Raw genomic sequence first — 13,440 nt, forward strand, 5'->3', positions numbered from 1 at the left:
AATAGTCGTCTCGTCATCCGGACGGGGGGTAAAAACTCCCGTCCGGTGCGTGAGACTGGACCCACCGCAACAGAAGTAAGGAAACGAGGTCGGATGATGCGTACGCGTCCGCTGAAGGTGGCGCTGCTGGGCTGTGGGGTAGTCGGCTCAGAGGTGGCGCGCATCATGACGACGCACGCCGACGACCTCGCCGCGCGGATCGGCGCCCCGGTGGAGCTCGCGGGGGTGGCCGTGCGCCGCCCCGGGAAGGTCCGCGAGGGCGTCGACCCGGCCCTCGTCACGACCGACGCCACCGCCCTCGTCAAACGCGGGGACATCGACGTCGTGGTCGAGGTGATCGGCGGCATCGAGCCCGCCCGCACCCTCATCACCACCGCCTTCGAGCACGGCGCCTCCGTCGTCTCCGCGAACAAGGCGCTGCTCGCCCAGGACGGCACCACCCTGCACGCCGCCGCCCAGGAACACGGCCGCGACCTCTACTACGAGGCCGCCGTCGCCGGGGCGATCCCGCTGATCCGGCCGCTGCGCGAGTCCCTCGCCGGCGACCACGTCAACCGCGTGCTCGGCATCGTCAACGGCACGACCAACTTCATCCTCGACAAGATGGACTCGACCGGCGCCGGCTACCAGGAGGCCCTCGACGAGGCCACCGCCCTGGGCTACGCCGAGGCCGACCCGACCGCCGACGTCGAGGGTTTCGACGCCGCCGCGAAGGCCGCGATCCTCGCCGGGATCGCCTTCCACACCCGGGTCAGGCTCGACGACGTGTACCGCGAGGGCATGACCGAGGTGACCGCCTCCGACTTCGCCTCCGCGCGCGCCATGGGCTGCACCATCAAACTCCTCGCGATCTGCGAACGCGCCGCCGACGGCCGCACCGTCACCGCCCGCGTCCACCCCGCGATGCTTCCGCTCAGCCACCCGCTGGCCTCCGTCCGCGAGGCGTACAACGCGGTGTTCGTCGAGTCGGAGGCGGCCGGACGGCTCATGTTCTACGGGCCCGGGGCCGGCGGCGCGCCGACCGCCTCGGCCGTTCTCGGCGACCTCGTCGCCGTGTGCCGCAACCGGCTCGCCGGCGCCACCGGCCCCGGCGAGTCCGTCTACACCGGCCTCCCGGTGAACGGCATGGGCGCGGTCGTCACGCGCTACCACATCAGCCTCGACGTGGCCGACAAGCCGGGCGTGCTCGCCCAGGTCGCGACGGTCTTCGCCGAGCAGGGCGTATCGATCGACACGGTGCGCCAGCAGGGACGCGGGGACGGGAGCGGCGAGGCCAGCCTCGTCGTCGTCACCCACCGGGCCCCCGACGCGGCCCTGACCACCACCGTCGAGGCGCTGCGTCGCCTCGACACCGTGCGGGGCGTCGCCAGCATCATGCGGGTCGAAGGAGAGTAGGCAGTCATGGTCCACCAGTGGCGCGGCATCATCGAGGAGTACCGGGACCGGCTGCCGGTGTCCTCCACCACGCAGATCGTCTCGCTCGGCGAGGGCGGCACGCCCCTCGTCCACGCGCAGGTGCTCTCCGAGCGCACCGGGTGCGAGGTGCACCTCAAGGTCGAGGGCGCGAACCCCACCGGGTCCTTCAAGGACCGCGGCATGACGATGGCCATCACGCGGGCCAAGGAGGAGGGCGCGAAGGCCGTCATCTGCGCCTCCACCGGCAACACCTCCGCCTCGGCCGCCGCCTACGCGGTACGCGCCCGGATGGTCAGCGCCGTCCTCGTGCCGCAGGGCAAGATCGCGCTCGGCAAGATGGGCCAGGCCCTCGTGCACGGCGCGAAGATCCTCCAGGTCGACGGCAACTTCGACGACTGCCTCACGCTCGCCCGCGCGCTCTCCGACAACTACCCGGTGGCGCTCGTCAATTCGGTCAACCCGGTGCGTATCGAGGGCCAGAAGACCGCGGCCTTCGAAATCGTCGACGCGCTCGGCGACGCCCCCGACATCCACGTCCTCCCGGTCGGCAACGCGGGCAACATCACCGCGTACTGGAAGGGGTACACCGAGTACGCCGCCGACGGGGTGTCCACGCACACGCCGCGCATGTGGGGCTTCCAGGCGAGTGGTTCGGCGCCCATCGTGCGCGGGGAGGTCGTCAAGGACCCGCAGACCCTCGCGACCGCCATCCGGATCGGCAACCCCGCCTCCTGGAAGCAGGCGCTCGCCGCCCGCGACGCGTCGGGCGGTCTCATCGACGAGGTGACCGACCGGCAGATCCTCGCCGCCTACCGGCTGTTGGCGGGACAGGAGGGCGTCTTCGTCGAGCCCGCCTCGGCCGCCTCGGTCGCCGGCCTGCTCAAGGCAGCGGAACTGGGCAAGGTCGAACCCGGTCAGCGCATCGTCTGCACGGTCACCGGCAACGGGCTCAAGGACCCGGACCGGGCCACCGAGGGCGCCCCGCGGCCCACCGTCATCCCGGTCGACGCCGCGGCGGCGGCCGAACGCCTCGGTCTCGCGTAGCGGCCACGGCGCGCGCGGGTGCCGTACGAGCCGGTACGGCACCCGGCCCCGGGTGGACGCGGGGGCGACTCGCGGGGACGACCCACCGCATACGGCCCGTCAGAGGGCGAATCCCCCCGGGTCGCACACGGGGCACGCGACACGCGCCGTGCGCCTCCTGTGCGCCCTATGTCGCCGCGCATCCTTCCTTCGATAGGCTGTACCCCACCTGCCCCGCCGCCCGTGCCGCGGTGCTGCCGCCGTTGTGGCCCCTGGATGATTCCGCAGTTCCTCACAAGCGCGGAAAAACCCCGGCCCAGCACGTAAATTCCGCACATCCGACCGTCATCGTCCGTGCGGCCGTCCGAACCGGCCGTACGAAATGGGGCGGTCGTCCCGCCCGCCGTCACGAGCCGTCACAAGGAGAGTCCACGAGCGATGGCCCCTCCCGCCTTCCGCGCCGCCGCCGTCCGGGTGCGCACCCCCGCCTCCAGCGCCAATCTCGGCCCCGGTTTCGACGCCTTCGGACTCGCGCTGGGGCTCTACGACGACGTCGTGGTCCGGGTGGCCGACTCCGGGTTGCGGATCGACATCGCGGGTGAGGGCGGCGACTCGCTGCCCCGCGACGAGAACCACCTGCTGGTGCGGTCCCTGCGCGCCGCCTTCGACCTGCTGGGCGGACAGCCGCGCGGACTGGAGATCGTCTGCGCCAACCGCATCCCGCACGGCCGGGGCCTCGGCTCCTCCTCCGCCGCGATCTGCGCCGCCGTCGTCGCCGCCCGCGCGGTCACCATCGGCGGCGAGAACCGGCTCGACGACCCGGCGCTGCTGGAGCTGGCCACCGAGATCGAGGGCCATCCGGACAACGTCGCGGCCTGTCTGCTGGGCGGGTTCACCCTGTCCTGGATGGACGGGGGGTCCGCGCAGGCCCTCCGGATGACGCCGCACGCGTCCGTCGTCCCCGTGGTCTTCGTCCCCGGCAACCCGGTGCTCACCGAGACCGCGCGCGGACTGCTGCCGCGCACCGTCCCGCACGCCGACGCCGCCGCCAACGCGGGGCGCGCCGCACTGCTCGTCGAGGCCCTGACCAGGCGCCCCGAGCTGCTCTACACGGCCACCGAGGACCGGCTCCACCAGGAGTACCGGGCCCCGGCGATGCCCGACTCGCTGGCCCTGGTGGAACGCCTGCGGGCCGACGGGGTCCCCGCGGTCATCTCCGGCGCGGGCCCCACGGTCCTCGCGCTGGTCCAAGGCGACGCGGCCGACAAGGTCGCGCGGCTCGCGGGCGACGGGTGGGCGGCCAACCGGCTCGCGCTCGACACCGCGGGCGCGAGTGTGCTGCCGCTGGCACCGTGATCCGCGGTTGCCAGGACAAGAGAGGGGGAATATTTGTTGGATACGGTACTGTTAACCTGTGGTACGCACCCGACCACTGGTCGACGAGGTGCTTCGTGTCACCGCAGTTCCTGTCACCGTCAGCAGCTCAGGACGGGACGACTCATCTTCCGGGAGCCTCCGTACCGCTCCATGCCACACCCAGGAATTCCCCAGCGGGACGACCTCGGCATGAAGCGGCGCCGATCCGCTCCGGAACGGGCGTGAACCAGCCTCGTGACACAGACAAGTGGTGACACGGCTGAGTCAGCCGTCCCCACCACCGTATTCTTCCGCCTCTTTGGCGGTCCACCGCCCCGGCACAGTCCGTACACCGAGGACCACAGCCGGACAGCACAACCGGTCGCCGAGCCAGACAGGCCGACGTCCGCTCCAGGGAAGGACCCTTCGTGAGCGACACCACCGATCTGATGGGCATGAGTGCCGACAGCACGGCTGATGCGGCCGCGCCCACCACGGATGCTGCCTCCGGTGCCTCGGCCGGAACCCGGCGGCGCCGCGGCACCGGCCTTGACGGCATGGTGCTGGCAGAACTTCAGCAGGTCGCCTCCGGCCTCGGTATCAGGGGCACCGCGCGGATGCGCAAGAGCCAGCTGATCGACGTCATCAAGGAGGCGCAGGCGGGCAACGGGGCCGCCGCTCCGGCCAAGAGCGCCGAGGGCGCGCCGAGCAAGCCCAAGCGGCGTGCGACGGCCAAGACCCGCACCGGCGAGGACGCCGAGAAGGAGGCCGCTCCCGCCGCTCCCGCGAAGGAGCCGGCCGCGAAGGAGCCCACCGCCAAGGCGGAGCGCGCCCAGCAGCCCGACCCCTCCGGTCAGCAGCAGATCGACATCCCCGGTCAGGCCCCCAAGGCCGCCGAGCAGGGCGCCGGCGCCGAGGAGCAGCCCGCGGGCGAGCGTCGCCGCCGCCGGGCCACCGCCGAGGCGGGCAGCCCCGAGACGGCGGGCGGCGAGGCCAGGACCGAGACCGCGGAGCGCGGCGAGGGCCGCCAGAAGCAGGACCGCCAGGACCGCCAGGACGGCGGACAGGGCGGCCAGCACACGGACGGCGAGGGCAACAACGCCGAGGGCCGCACCCGGGACCGCAACAACCGGCGCGACCGCAACAACCGCGACGGCGGCGGCAACCGCGACAACAACCGCGACGGCGGGGGCAACCGCGACAACAACCGCGAGGGCAACCGGGACCGGGACAACAACCGGCGCGGCAACAAGGGCGGCGGCGACGACCAGTCGGGCGGCGGCCAGAACCGGCAGAAGCAGCACGACCGCGACAACCGGGACAACCGCCAGGACGACTTCGACGACGAGGGCGGCCGTCGCGGCCGGCGCGGACGCTACCGCGACCGCAGGGGCCGCCGGGGCCGTGACGAGATCAGCGAGCCGCAGGTCCACGACGACGACGTCCTGATCCCCGTCGCGGGCATCCTCGACATCCTCGACAACTACGCGTTCATCCGGACCTCCGGCTACCTGCCGGGCCCCAACGACGTGTACGTCTCGCTGGCCCAGGTCCGCAAGAACGGCCTGCGCAAGGGCGACCACGTCACCGGCGCGGTCCGTCAGCCCAAGGACGGCGAGCGGCGCGAGAAGTTCAACGCGCTCGTGCGCCTCGACTCGGTCAACGGCATGGCGCCCGAGTCCGGCCGCGGCCGGCCCGAGTTCCAGAAGCTGACCCCGCTGTACCCGCAGGACCGGCTCCGTCTGGAGACCGACCCCGGGGTGCTCACCACGCGGATCATCGATCTGGTCGCCCCCATCGGCAAGGGCCAGCGCGGACTGATCGTGGCCCCGCCGAAGGCCGGCAAGACCATGATCATGCAGGCGGTCGCCAACGCGATCACCACGAACAACCCCGAGTGCCACCTGATGGTCGTCCTGGTCGACGAGCGTCCGGAAGAGGTCACCGACATGCAGCGCTCGGTCAAGGGCGAGGTCATCTCCTCGACCTTCGACCGGCCCGCCGAGGACCACACCACGGTCGCCGAACTCGCCATCGAGCGGGCCAAGCGCCTCGTGGAGCTGGGCCACGACGTCGTCGTGCTGCTGGACTCCATCACCCGTCTGGGCCGCGCCTACAACCTGGCGGCCCCGGCCTCCGGGCGCATCCTCTCCGGTGGTGTCGACTCGACCGCGCTCTACCCGCCGAAGCGGTTCTTCGGAGCGGCGCGCAACATCGAGGACGGCGGTTCGCTGACCATCCTCGCCACCGCGCTGGTCGACACCGGCTCCCGCATGGACGAGGTGATCTTCGAGGAGTTCAAGGGCACCGGCAACATGGAGCTCGTCCTCGACCGCAAGCTCGCCGACAAGCGGATCTTCCCCGCCGTCAACGTCGACGCCTCCGGCACTCGTAAGGAGGAGATCCTCCTCAACAACGAGGAGCTGGGCATCGTCTGGAAGCTGCGCCGGGTGCTGCACGCGCTCGACCAGCAGCAGGCGATCGAGCTGCTGCTGGACCGCATGAAGAAGACGAAGTCCAACGCGGAGTTCCTGCTCCAGATCCAGAAGACGACACCCGGGGTCAACAACAACGGCAACGAGTGACGCTCTCGTCCTCGCGGGCCTGAGCGACGGACGCACGGACGCGGCGGAGGGCCGCCCCCTTACGAGGGGGCGGCCCTCCGCCGTGTCCGTGTCCGTGTCCGTGTCCCTGTCCGGGGCCGCCCCGCGAGAGCTTTGCCACAGCCGGGGTACGCCGGCCCACGCGTCCGGGCGCGCCCCTCGTACGAGGAAACCGCAGGTCACGCGCGTGTGGCGGCGAAGTAGCCGGGTCCGGGACGCCGTTCCCACGCCCCGGGAACGCTCAGGCCGCTGTGCGACGCTGGCCCGGTGCCGGCCCGTAGCACGGACCGGAACAGGACATACCGCCAGGGGGGTAGCCGAACGGCAGGAGAGCTGAGGAGCACATGCCTGAGACCAGCACGGCCCCGGACAGTGCGCCGCGCCGCAGAGCCGGCAAGGGGCGCCGCCGCAGGCCCCGCGCCCGACGCAGAGGGCTCGTCGTGGCCGCCTGGAGCGCGGCCGGGGTGGTCGTCCTCGGCGGCTCCGGGCTCGGTTACGCGTACTACCACCTGAACCACAACATCAAGGGCGTCGACATCGACGCGGCCCTCGGCGACGACCGGCCGGCCGACGCCGACAACGGCTCGATGGACCTCCTGGTCCTCGGTTCGGACTCGCGTTCGGGGGCCAACGGGCAGTACGGCGCCGACGAGGGCACCGCCCGCTCGGACACCGCGATGGTGGTGCACCTCTACAAGGGCCACAAGAAGGCCAGCGTGGTCTCCATACCGCGCGACACCCTCGTCGACCGGCCGCAGTGCACCACTCCCGAGGGGAAGCGGGTGCCCGGGGCGCGCCAGCAGATGTTCAACAGCGCCTACCAGACCGGTGGGCCCGCGTGCGCGGTCAAGACCGTCGAGGCGATGTCCGGCATCCGCATGGACCACTACGTCGAGGTCGACTTCACCGGGTTCAAGAAGCTCGTCGACACCCTCGGCGGCATCCCGGTCACCACGCACAAGGACATCCAGGACCCGAAGAGCCACCTGTCCCTCGCGGCGGGGCGGCACACCCTCGACGGCGAGAAGTCCCTCGCGCTGGTGCGCACCCGGCACGGCGTCGGCGACGGCAGCGACCTCGGCCGCATCCAGTTGCAGCAGGCGTTCGTGAAGGCGCTGCTCCAGCGCGTCGAGCACGTCGGCGTCCTGGGCAACCCCGCGAAGGCGTACAAGCTGGCCTCCGCCGCGACCAGCGCGATCACGACCGACTCCGGCCTCGACTCGGTGGGCTCGCTCGCCTCCTTCGGGAAGTCCGTGAAGGGCGTGGACTCCTCCGGGACGACGATGGTCACGCTGCCGGTGCGCTACGACCAGATGAACGCCAACCGGGTGCTGCCCGACACCGCCAGGGACCAGCAGGTGTGGCAGGCGCTCAAGGGCGACAAGCCCGTCCCGAGGACGGCCACCGACGGGGACGCCGAGGGCGGCGCCGACGGGGTCGTCAGCGGATAGTCCGGCTGGTGGCCCGCCCCGGGGAATACCTGCGGCCGTACCCCGGTTTTGGGGGATGCGGCCGGTCCTGGCAGACTGGTACGTCGGTCCCGGTTCACGTACGGACAATCCGCTCGTACGACCCGGCACCCTCCCGAAACTAGGAGACACCCTTGAAGCGCGACATCCACCCCCAGTACGTCGAGACGCAGGTCAGCTGCACCTGTGGCGCGTCGTTCACGACCCGCAGCACCGTCGACAACGGCACCATCCGTGCCGACGTGTGCTCCGAGTGCCACCCGTTCTACACGGGCAAGCAGAAGATCCTCGACACCGGCGGCCGCGTGGCCCGCTTCGAGGCCCGCTTCGGCAAGGCTGCCGGCTCCGCCAAGAAGTAGCGAGCCACCCGCGCCGGTCCTCGGCCGCCCCACGGGGCGACCGGGGCCGGCGCTTTTTCTTCCAGCCGTCCGCCGGACGGCTGTCGCAGCCCTCTCGTGAGCAGTAACAGGAGCCCGGAGATGTTCGAGGCGGTCGAGGAACTGATCGGCGAGCACGCCGATCTGGAGCAGAAGCTCGCCGACCCTTCGGTCCACGCCGACCAGGCGAACGCGCGCAGGCTGAGCAAGCGGTACGCGGAGCTGACCCCCATCGTCGGCACCTACCGCGCCTGGCGGCAGACCGGTGACGACATCGGCACCGCCCGTGAACTCGCCGCCGAGGACCCGGACTTCGCCGCCGAGGTCAAGGAGCTGGAGGAGCGTCGCGAGGAGCTGACGGAGAAGCTGCGGCTGCTCCTGGTCCCGCGCGACCCCAGCGACGACAAGGACGTCATCCTGGAGATCAAGGCGGGCGCCGGCGGCGACGAGTCCGCCCTGTTCGCCGGCGACCTGCTGCGCATGTACTTGCGCTACGCGGAACGCGTGGGCTGGAAGACCGAGATCATCGACTCCACGGAGTCCGAACTCGGCGGGTACAAGGACGTCCAGGTCGCCGTCAAGACCAAGGGCGGCAACGGGGCCACCGAACCCGGCCAGGGCGTGTGGGCCCGCCTCAAGTACGAGGGCGGGGTGCACCGCGTGCAGCGGGTGCCCTCGACCGAGTCGCAGGGCCGCATCCACACCTCCGCCGCGGGTGTCCTCGTCACCCCCGAGGCCGAGGAGGTGGACGTCGAGATCCACGCGAACGACCTGCGCATCGACGTGTACCGCTCCTCCGGTCCCGGCGGCCAGTCCGTGAACACCACCGACTCCGCCGTGCGCATCACGCACCTGCCCACCGGTGTGGTGGCCTCCTGCCAGAACGAGAAGAGCCAGCTCCAGAACAAGGAGCAGGCCATGCGCATCCTGCGCTCGCGGCTGCTGGCCGCCGCCCAGGAGGCGGCCGAGCGCGAGGCCGCCGACGCGCGGCGCAGCCAGGTGCGCACCGTGGACCGCTCGGAGAAGATCCGCACGTACAACTTCCCCGAGAACCGCATCTCCGACCACCGGGTCGGGTTCAAGTCGTACAACCTGGATCAGGTGCTCGACGGCGAACTCGACGCCGTCATCCAGGCGTGCGTGGACGCGGACTCCGCGGCCAAGCTCGCCGCGGCGTGAGTGTGACCATGCGAGGCCCCCGCTCCCGCGGGGCCGCGGCAGCCGGCGGCGCCGGCGCCAGAGGAAGGACAGGCGCGTGAACCTCCTGCTCGCCGAGGTGGCCCAGGCCACCCAGCGGCTCGCCGCCGCCGGCGTGCCCTCCCCGCGCAACGACGCGGAGGAGCTGGCCGCCTTCGTGCACGACGTCAAGCGCGGAGAGCTGCACACCGTCAAGGACTCGGACTTCGACGCGCGCTACTGGGAGACCGTCGCCCGCCGCGAGGCCCGCGAGCCGCTCCAGCACATCACCGGGCGGGCCTTCTTCCGCTACCTGGAACTCCAGGTCGGCCCCGGCGTGTTCGTGCCCCGGCCGGAGACCGAGTCGGTCGTGGGCTGGGCGATAGACGCCGTACGCGCCATGGACGTGGTCGAACCCCTCATCGTCGACCTGTGCACCGGCTCGGGCGCCATCGCGCTCGCCCTCGCGCAGGAGGTGCCGCGCTCCACCGTGCACGCCGTCGAGCTGTCCGAGGACGCCCTCGTGTGGACCCGCAGGAACACCGCCGGCTCCCGCGTGCACCTGCACCAGGGCGACGCCTTCGGCGCGCTGCCCGAACTGGACGGCCAGGTCGATCTGGTGATCTCCAACCCGCCGTACATCCCGCTGACCGAATGGGAGTACGTCGCTCCCGAGGCCCGCGACCACGATCCGCAGATGGCGCTGTTCTCCGGCGAGGACGGACTCGACACCATCCGCCGCATCGAGCGCACCGCGCACCGGCTGCTGCGGCCCGGCGGGGTCGTCGTCATCGAGCACGCCGACACCCAGGGCGGACAGGTGCCGTGGCTGTTCACCGAGGAGCAGGGCTGGGCGGACGCCGCCGACCACCCCGACCTCAACAAGCGCCCGCGCTTCGCCACCGCCCGCAGGGCCACGCCGTGACCCTCGCCCGCCCCTGTCCCACCCACCCGCTCACCACCACGCACCTTGAGGAGACCGGCTGATGGCTCGGCGATACGACTGCAACGACGCGACCGACCGCGCCACCGGCCTGCGCGAGGCCGCCTCCGCCGTCCGCCGCGGCGAACTCGTCGTGCTGCCCACCGACACCGTCTACGGGATCGGCGCGGACGCCTTCGGCGCCGACGCGGTCGCCGACCTGCTCGACGCGAAGGGCCGGGGCCGCAACATGCCCACCCCCGTGCTGATCGGCTCGCCGAACACCCTGCACGGGCTGGTGACCGACTTCTCCGAGACCGCGTGGGACCTCGTCGACGCGTTCTGGCCCGGCGGGCTCACCCTCGTCGCCCGCCACCAGCCCTCCCTGGCCTGGGACCTCGGCGACACCCGGGGCACCGTCGCGATCCGGATGCCGCTGCACCCGGTCGCGATCGAACTGCTCACCGAGTTCGGCCCGATGGCCGTCTCCAGCGCCAACCTGACCGGCCACCCGGCCCCCGAGACCTGCGACGCCGCCCAGGCGATGCTCGGCGACTCCGTCTCCGTCTACCTCGACGGCGGCCCCACCTCCGGCAACGTGCCCTCCTCCATCGTCGACGTGAGCGGCGACACCCCCGTGCTGCTGCGCAGCGGGGTGCTGGACGCGGACGAGCTGCGCAAGGTGGTACCCGACCTTGAGGTGGCCAATTGACGGCCCCCGCAGAGGGGCGAGGCATACCGGCCGGGACATACGCTCCGGCCCCCTTCCGCATCCTCCACGTCAGCACCGGGAACGTGTGCCGCTCGCCCATCACGGAGCGGCTGACCCGGCATGCCCTCGGTGACCGGCTCGGCGCCTGGCCCGGCGCCGAACTCGTCGTGGAGAGCGCCGGCACCTGGGGACACGAGGGCGCCCCCATGGAGGCGCACGCCGAGACGGTGCTCGCCGACTTCGGGGCCGACGCGAGCGGCTTCAAGGGGCGCGAACTCCTCGACGGGCACGTGATCCAGGCCGACCTCGTCCTCACCGCGACCCGCGACCACCGCGCGCAGGTCATCTCGATGGGGCACTCCGCCGGGCTGCGCACCTTCACGCTCAAGGAGTTCACCCGGCTCGTACGGGCGATAGACCCGGCCACGCTGCCCGACCCGCTCCAGGACGGCCTCGCCGAGCGGGCCAGGGCCCTCGTGCGGGCCGCCGCGGCCCTGCGCGGCTGGCTGCTGGCCCCGACCGTGGACGCCGACGAGGTGCACGACCCCTACGGCGCCCCGCTGACCTTCTTCCAGGCCATCGGCGAGGAGATCCAGGAGGCGCTCGGGCCGGTGGTGACCGCGCTCACCGGCCTGCCCGGACCGCGCTGACCGTGACCCGCGCACACCGGGGACGGCGGAGGGGGCCGGTGATTTCCGCCGGATCACGGGCTGCTGCCCCTGTGTGTACGGGTTTTCGGGCAACCGGCCTCGCTACCCGGAAGTCCGGGGACCCCTGCACGCGAAGCTAGGGTGTGCACTGGAGATGGCCGGCGAAATCTGTGGGGAAGCCCGTGCGTGAATACCTGCTGACGCTCTGCATCACGATCGCGGTGACGTATCTACTGACCGGACCGGTGCGGAAGTTCGCGATCGTGGCCGGGGCGATGACGGAGATCCGCGCGCGTGACGTGCACCGCGAACCCACGCCCCGGCTGGGCGGGATCGCCATGTTCGCGGGGCTGTGCGCGGGGCTGCTGGTCGCCGACAACCTGGACAACCTCAACCCGGTCTTCGCCGACTCCCACGAACCGCGCGCCCTGCTGTCCGGGGCGGCGATCATCTGGATCGTCGGAGTCCTGGACGACAAGTTCGAGATCGACGCCCTGGTGAAGCTCGGCGGTCAGCTGATCGCGGCCGGTGTCATGGTCATCCAGGGCCTCACGATCCTGTGGCTGCCGGTCCCCGGCGTCGGGACGGTGCTGCTCAGCTCCTGGCAGGGCAACCTGCTGACCGTGACGATCGTGCTGATCACCGTCAACGCGGTCAACTTCGTGGACGGACTCGACGGACTGGCCGCCGGCATGGTGTGCATCTCGGCGATCCCCTTCTTCCTGTACGCCTACCGCATCTGGTACGGCTACGGGCTGGAGGCCGCGGCCCCCGCCTCGCTGTTCTCGGCGATCCTCATCGGGATGTGCCTGGGCTTCCTGCCGCACAACATGCCGCCCGCCCGGATCTTCATGGGCGACTCCGGCTCGATGCTCATCGGCCTCGTGCTGGCCGCCGGGGCCATCTCCATCACGGGGCAGGTCGACCCGAGCGCGCTCAACCTGTTCGCCGGTTCCGAGCGCGACGCGGTGCACGAGACGGTGCCCTCGTACATCCCCCTGGTGCTGCCGCTGACGATCATCGCCGTACCGGCCGTGGACCTCGTCCTGGCCGTCGTACGGCGCACCTGGCGCGGGCAGTCGCCGTTCGCGGCCGACCGCGGGCACCTGCACCACCGGCTGCTCCAGCTCGGGCACTCCAAGAGCCGCGCGGTGCTGATCATGTACTTCTGGTGCGCGCTCATCTCCTTCGGCACCCTCGCCTACTCGGTGAACTCGGCCTCCATGTGGATCGTGCTGGCCGTGGTGGCGCTGAGCGGGGTGGGCCTGGTGCTGCTCCTGCTGCCCCGCTTCCGGCCCCGGGTGCCGCACTGGGCGGAGTCCGTCGTGCCGCCCCGCTACCGCCGCAGGAGGGCCGCCCTGCGCCGCGCGCGGGCCGAGGCGGCCGCCGCCCGCGAGGCCGCGGAGGCCGGCCGGCGGCCCTCCGCGCCCACCCGGACCCTCAACGGGGCCACCGCCCTGCGGGCCGGAGACGACCTGGAGGAGCGGCGCAAGGCCGCGTCGAGCCGGTGAGAGGCCGGACGGGGTCCGGACCCGGGGTGGTCACGGGTGCTCCCGCAGATCGTTGCAGGTTCACCGTAACGCGCCGTACTCATCGAACCGGGGGCAAAATCCCGTTAATACCAGACATGTTGACCAGAGGTCACGCCCAAACGGGCGGGTTAGCCCTCACGTGTGACAGTAAGCACACGTTCGAGGTAAAGACCTCATCAAATAGTTTGTGATACCGTTCACGAA

11 protein-coding genes are annotated in these 13,440 nt (G+C 71.7%); all 11 read left to right on the plus strand.

Annotation, left to right across the window (positions count from 1 at the left end):
• Nucleotides 1–93 precede the first annotated feature (93 nt).
• The 11 genes from ACFYMP_RS04820 (at nucleotide 94) to ACFYMP_RS04870 (ending at nucleotide 13,215) form a co-directional block, all read left to right on the plus strand.
• Nucleotides 94–1,395, plus strand: coding sequence for a homoserine dehydrogenase (locus ACFYMP_RS04820; protein WP_388850502.1), 1,302 nt, complete (start codon nucleotides 94–96; stop codon nucleotides 1,393–1,395).
• Between the two features lie 6 nt (nucleotides 1,396–1,401).
• Nucleotides 1,402–2,460, plus strand: coding sequence for a threonine synthase (gene thrC / locus ACFYMP_RS04825; protein WP_388850505.1), 1,059 nt, complete (start codon nucleotides 1,402–1,404; stop codon nucleotides 2,458–2,460).
• Nucleotides 2,461–2,877: 417 nt separating this feature from the next.
• The gene (gene thrB / locus ACFYMP_RS04830; protein ID WP_388850508.1) at nucleotides 2,878–3,795 is read left to right on the plus strand and encodes a homoserine kinase; all 918 of its coding nucleotides are present in this window, start codon (nucleotides 2,878–2,880) and stop codon (nucleotides 3,793–3,795) included.
• A 428-nt stretch (nucleotides 3,796–4,223) separates the two neighbouring features.
• Nucleotides 4,224–6,380 (plus strand): transcription termination factor Rho, encoded by a 2,157-nt coding sequence (rho, locus tag ACFYMP_RS04835; RefSeq protein WP_388850511.1) that lies wholly within the window; start codon nucleotides 4,224–4,226, stop codon nucleotides 6,378–6,380.
• Nucleotides 6,381–6,742: 362 nt separating this feature from the next.
• Nucleotides 6,743–7,849, plus strand: a complete 1,107-nt coding sequence (locus ACFYMP_RS04840) for an LCP family protein (protein WP_388850514.1) — start codon at nucleotides 6,743–6,745, stop codon at nucleotides 7,847–7,849.
• A gap of 152 nt (nucleotides 7,850–8,001) precedes the next feature.
• Nucleotides 8,002–8,226: a 50S ribosomal protein L31 gene (gene rpmE / locus ACFYMP_RS04845; RefSeq protein WP_388850517.1), complete on the plus strand. Its 225-nt coding sequence runs from the start codon at nucleotides 8,002–8,004 to the stop codon at nucleotides 8,224–8,226.
• A gap of 120 nt (nucleotides 8,227–8,346) precedes the next feature.
• Nucleotides 8,347–9,423, plus strand: coding sequence for a peptide chain release factor 1 (gene prfA, locus ACFYMP_RS04850; protein WP_363148446.1), 1,077 nt, complete (start codon nucleotides 8,347–8,349; stop codon nucleotides 9,421–9,423).
• A 76-nt stretch (nucleotides 9,424–9,499) separates the two neighbouring features.
• Nucleotides 9,500–10,345, plus strand: coding sequence for a peptide chain release factor N(5)-glutamine methyltransferase (gene prmC / locus ACFYMP_RS04855; RefSeq protein ID WP_388850520.1), 846 nt, complete (start codon nucleotides 9,500–9,502; stop codon nucleotides 10,343–10,345).
• Nucleotides 10,346–10,406: 61 nt separating this feature from the next.
• Nucleotides 10,407–11,054 carry an L-threonylcarbamoyladenylate synthase gene (locus ACFYMP_RS04860; protein ID WP_388850523.1) on the plus strand — a complete coding sequence of 216 codons (648 nt, stop codon included), beginning with the start codon at nucleotides 10,407–10,409 and terminating at the stop codon, nucleotides 11,052–11,054.
• A complete protein-coding gene (locus tag ACFYMP_RS04865; protein WP_388850526.1) occupies nucleotides 11,051–11,704 on the plus strand; it encodes a protein-tyrosine-phosphatase in 654 nt (217 codons plus the stop codon). The genes ACFYMP_RS04860 and ACFYMP_RS04865 overlap by 4 nt, the downstream gene beginning before the upstream one ends.
• Nucleotides 11,705–11,886: 182 nt before the next feature.
• A complete protein-coding gene (locus ACFYMP_RS04870) occupies nucleotides 11,887–13,215 on the plus strand; it encodes an MraY family glycosyltransferase (protein ID WP_388850529.1) in 1,329 nt (442 codons plus the stop codon).
• Nucleotides 13,216–13,440 lie beyond the last annotated feature (225 nt).

It is taken from the genome of Streptomyces sp. NPDC007088, from assembly GCF_042869355.1.
GTDB lineage: Bacteria > Actinomycetota > Actinomycetes > Streptomycetales > Streptomycetaceae > Streptomyces.

What these genes read in the sequence shown, in the direction of transcription:
- ACFYMP_RS04860 (WP_388850523.1), top strand. Translation starts at nt 10,407, where the DNA reads ATGGCTCGGCGATACGACTGCAACGACGCGACCGACCGCGCCACCGGC.
- thrC (WP_388850505.1), top strand. Translation starts at nt 1,402, where the DNA reads ATGGTCCACCAGTGGCGCGGCATCATCGAGGAGTACCGGGACCGGCTG.
- prfA (WP_363148446.1), top strand. Translation starts at nt 8,347, where the DNA reads ATGTTCGAGGCGGTCGAGGAACTGATCGGCGAGCACGCCGATCTGGAG.
- thrB (WP_388850508.1), top strand. Translation starts at nt 2,878, where the DNA reads ATGGCCCCTCCCGCCTTCCGCGCCGCCGCCGTCCGGGTGCGCACCCCC.
- ACFYMP_RS04820 (WP_388850502.1), top strand. Translation starts at nt 94, where the DNA reads ATGATGCGTACGCGTCCGCTGAAGGTGGCGCTGCTGGGCTGTGGGGTA.
- ACFYMP_RS04840 (WP_388850514.1), top strand. Translation starts at nt 6,743, where the DNA reads ATGCCTGAGACCAGCACGGCCCCGGACAGTGCGCCGCGCCGCAGAGCC.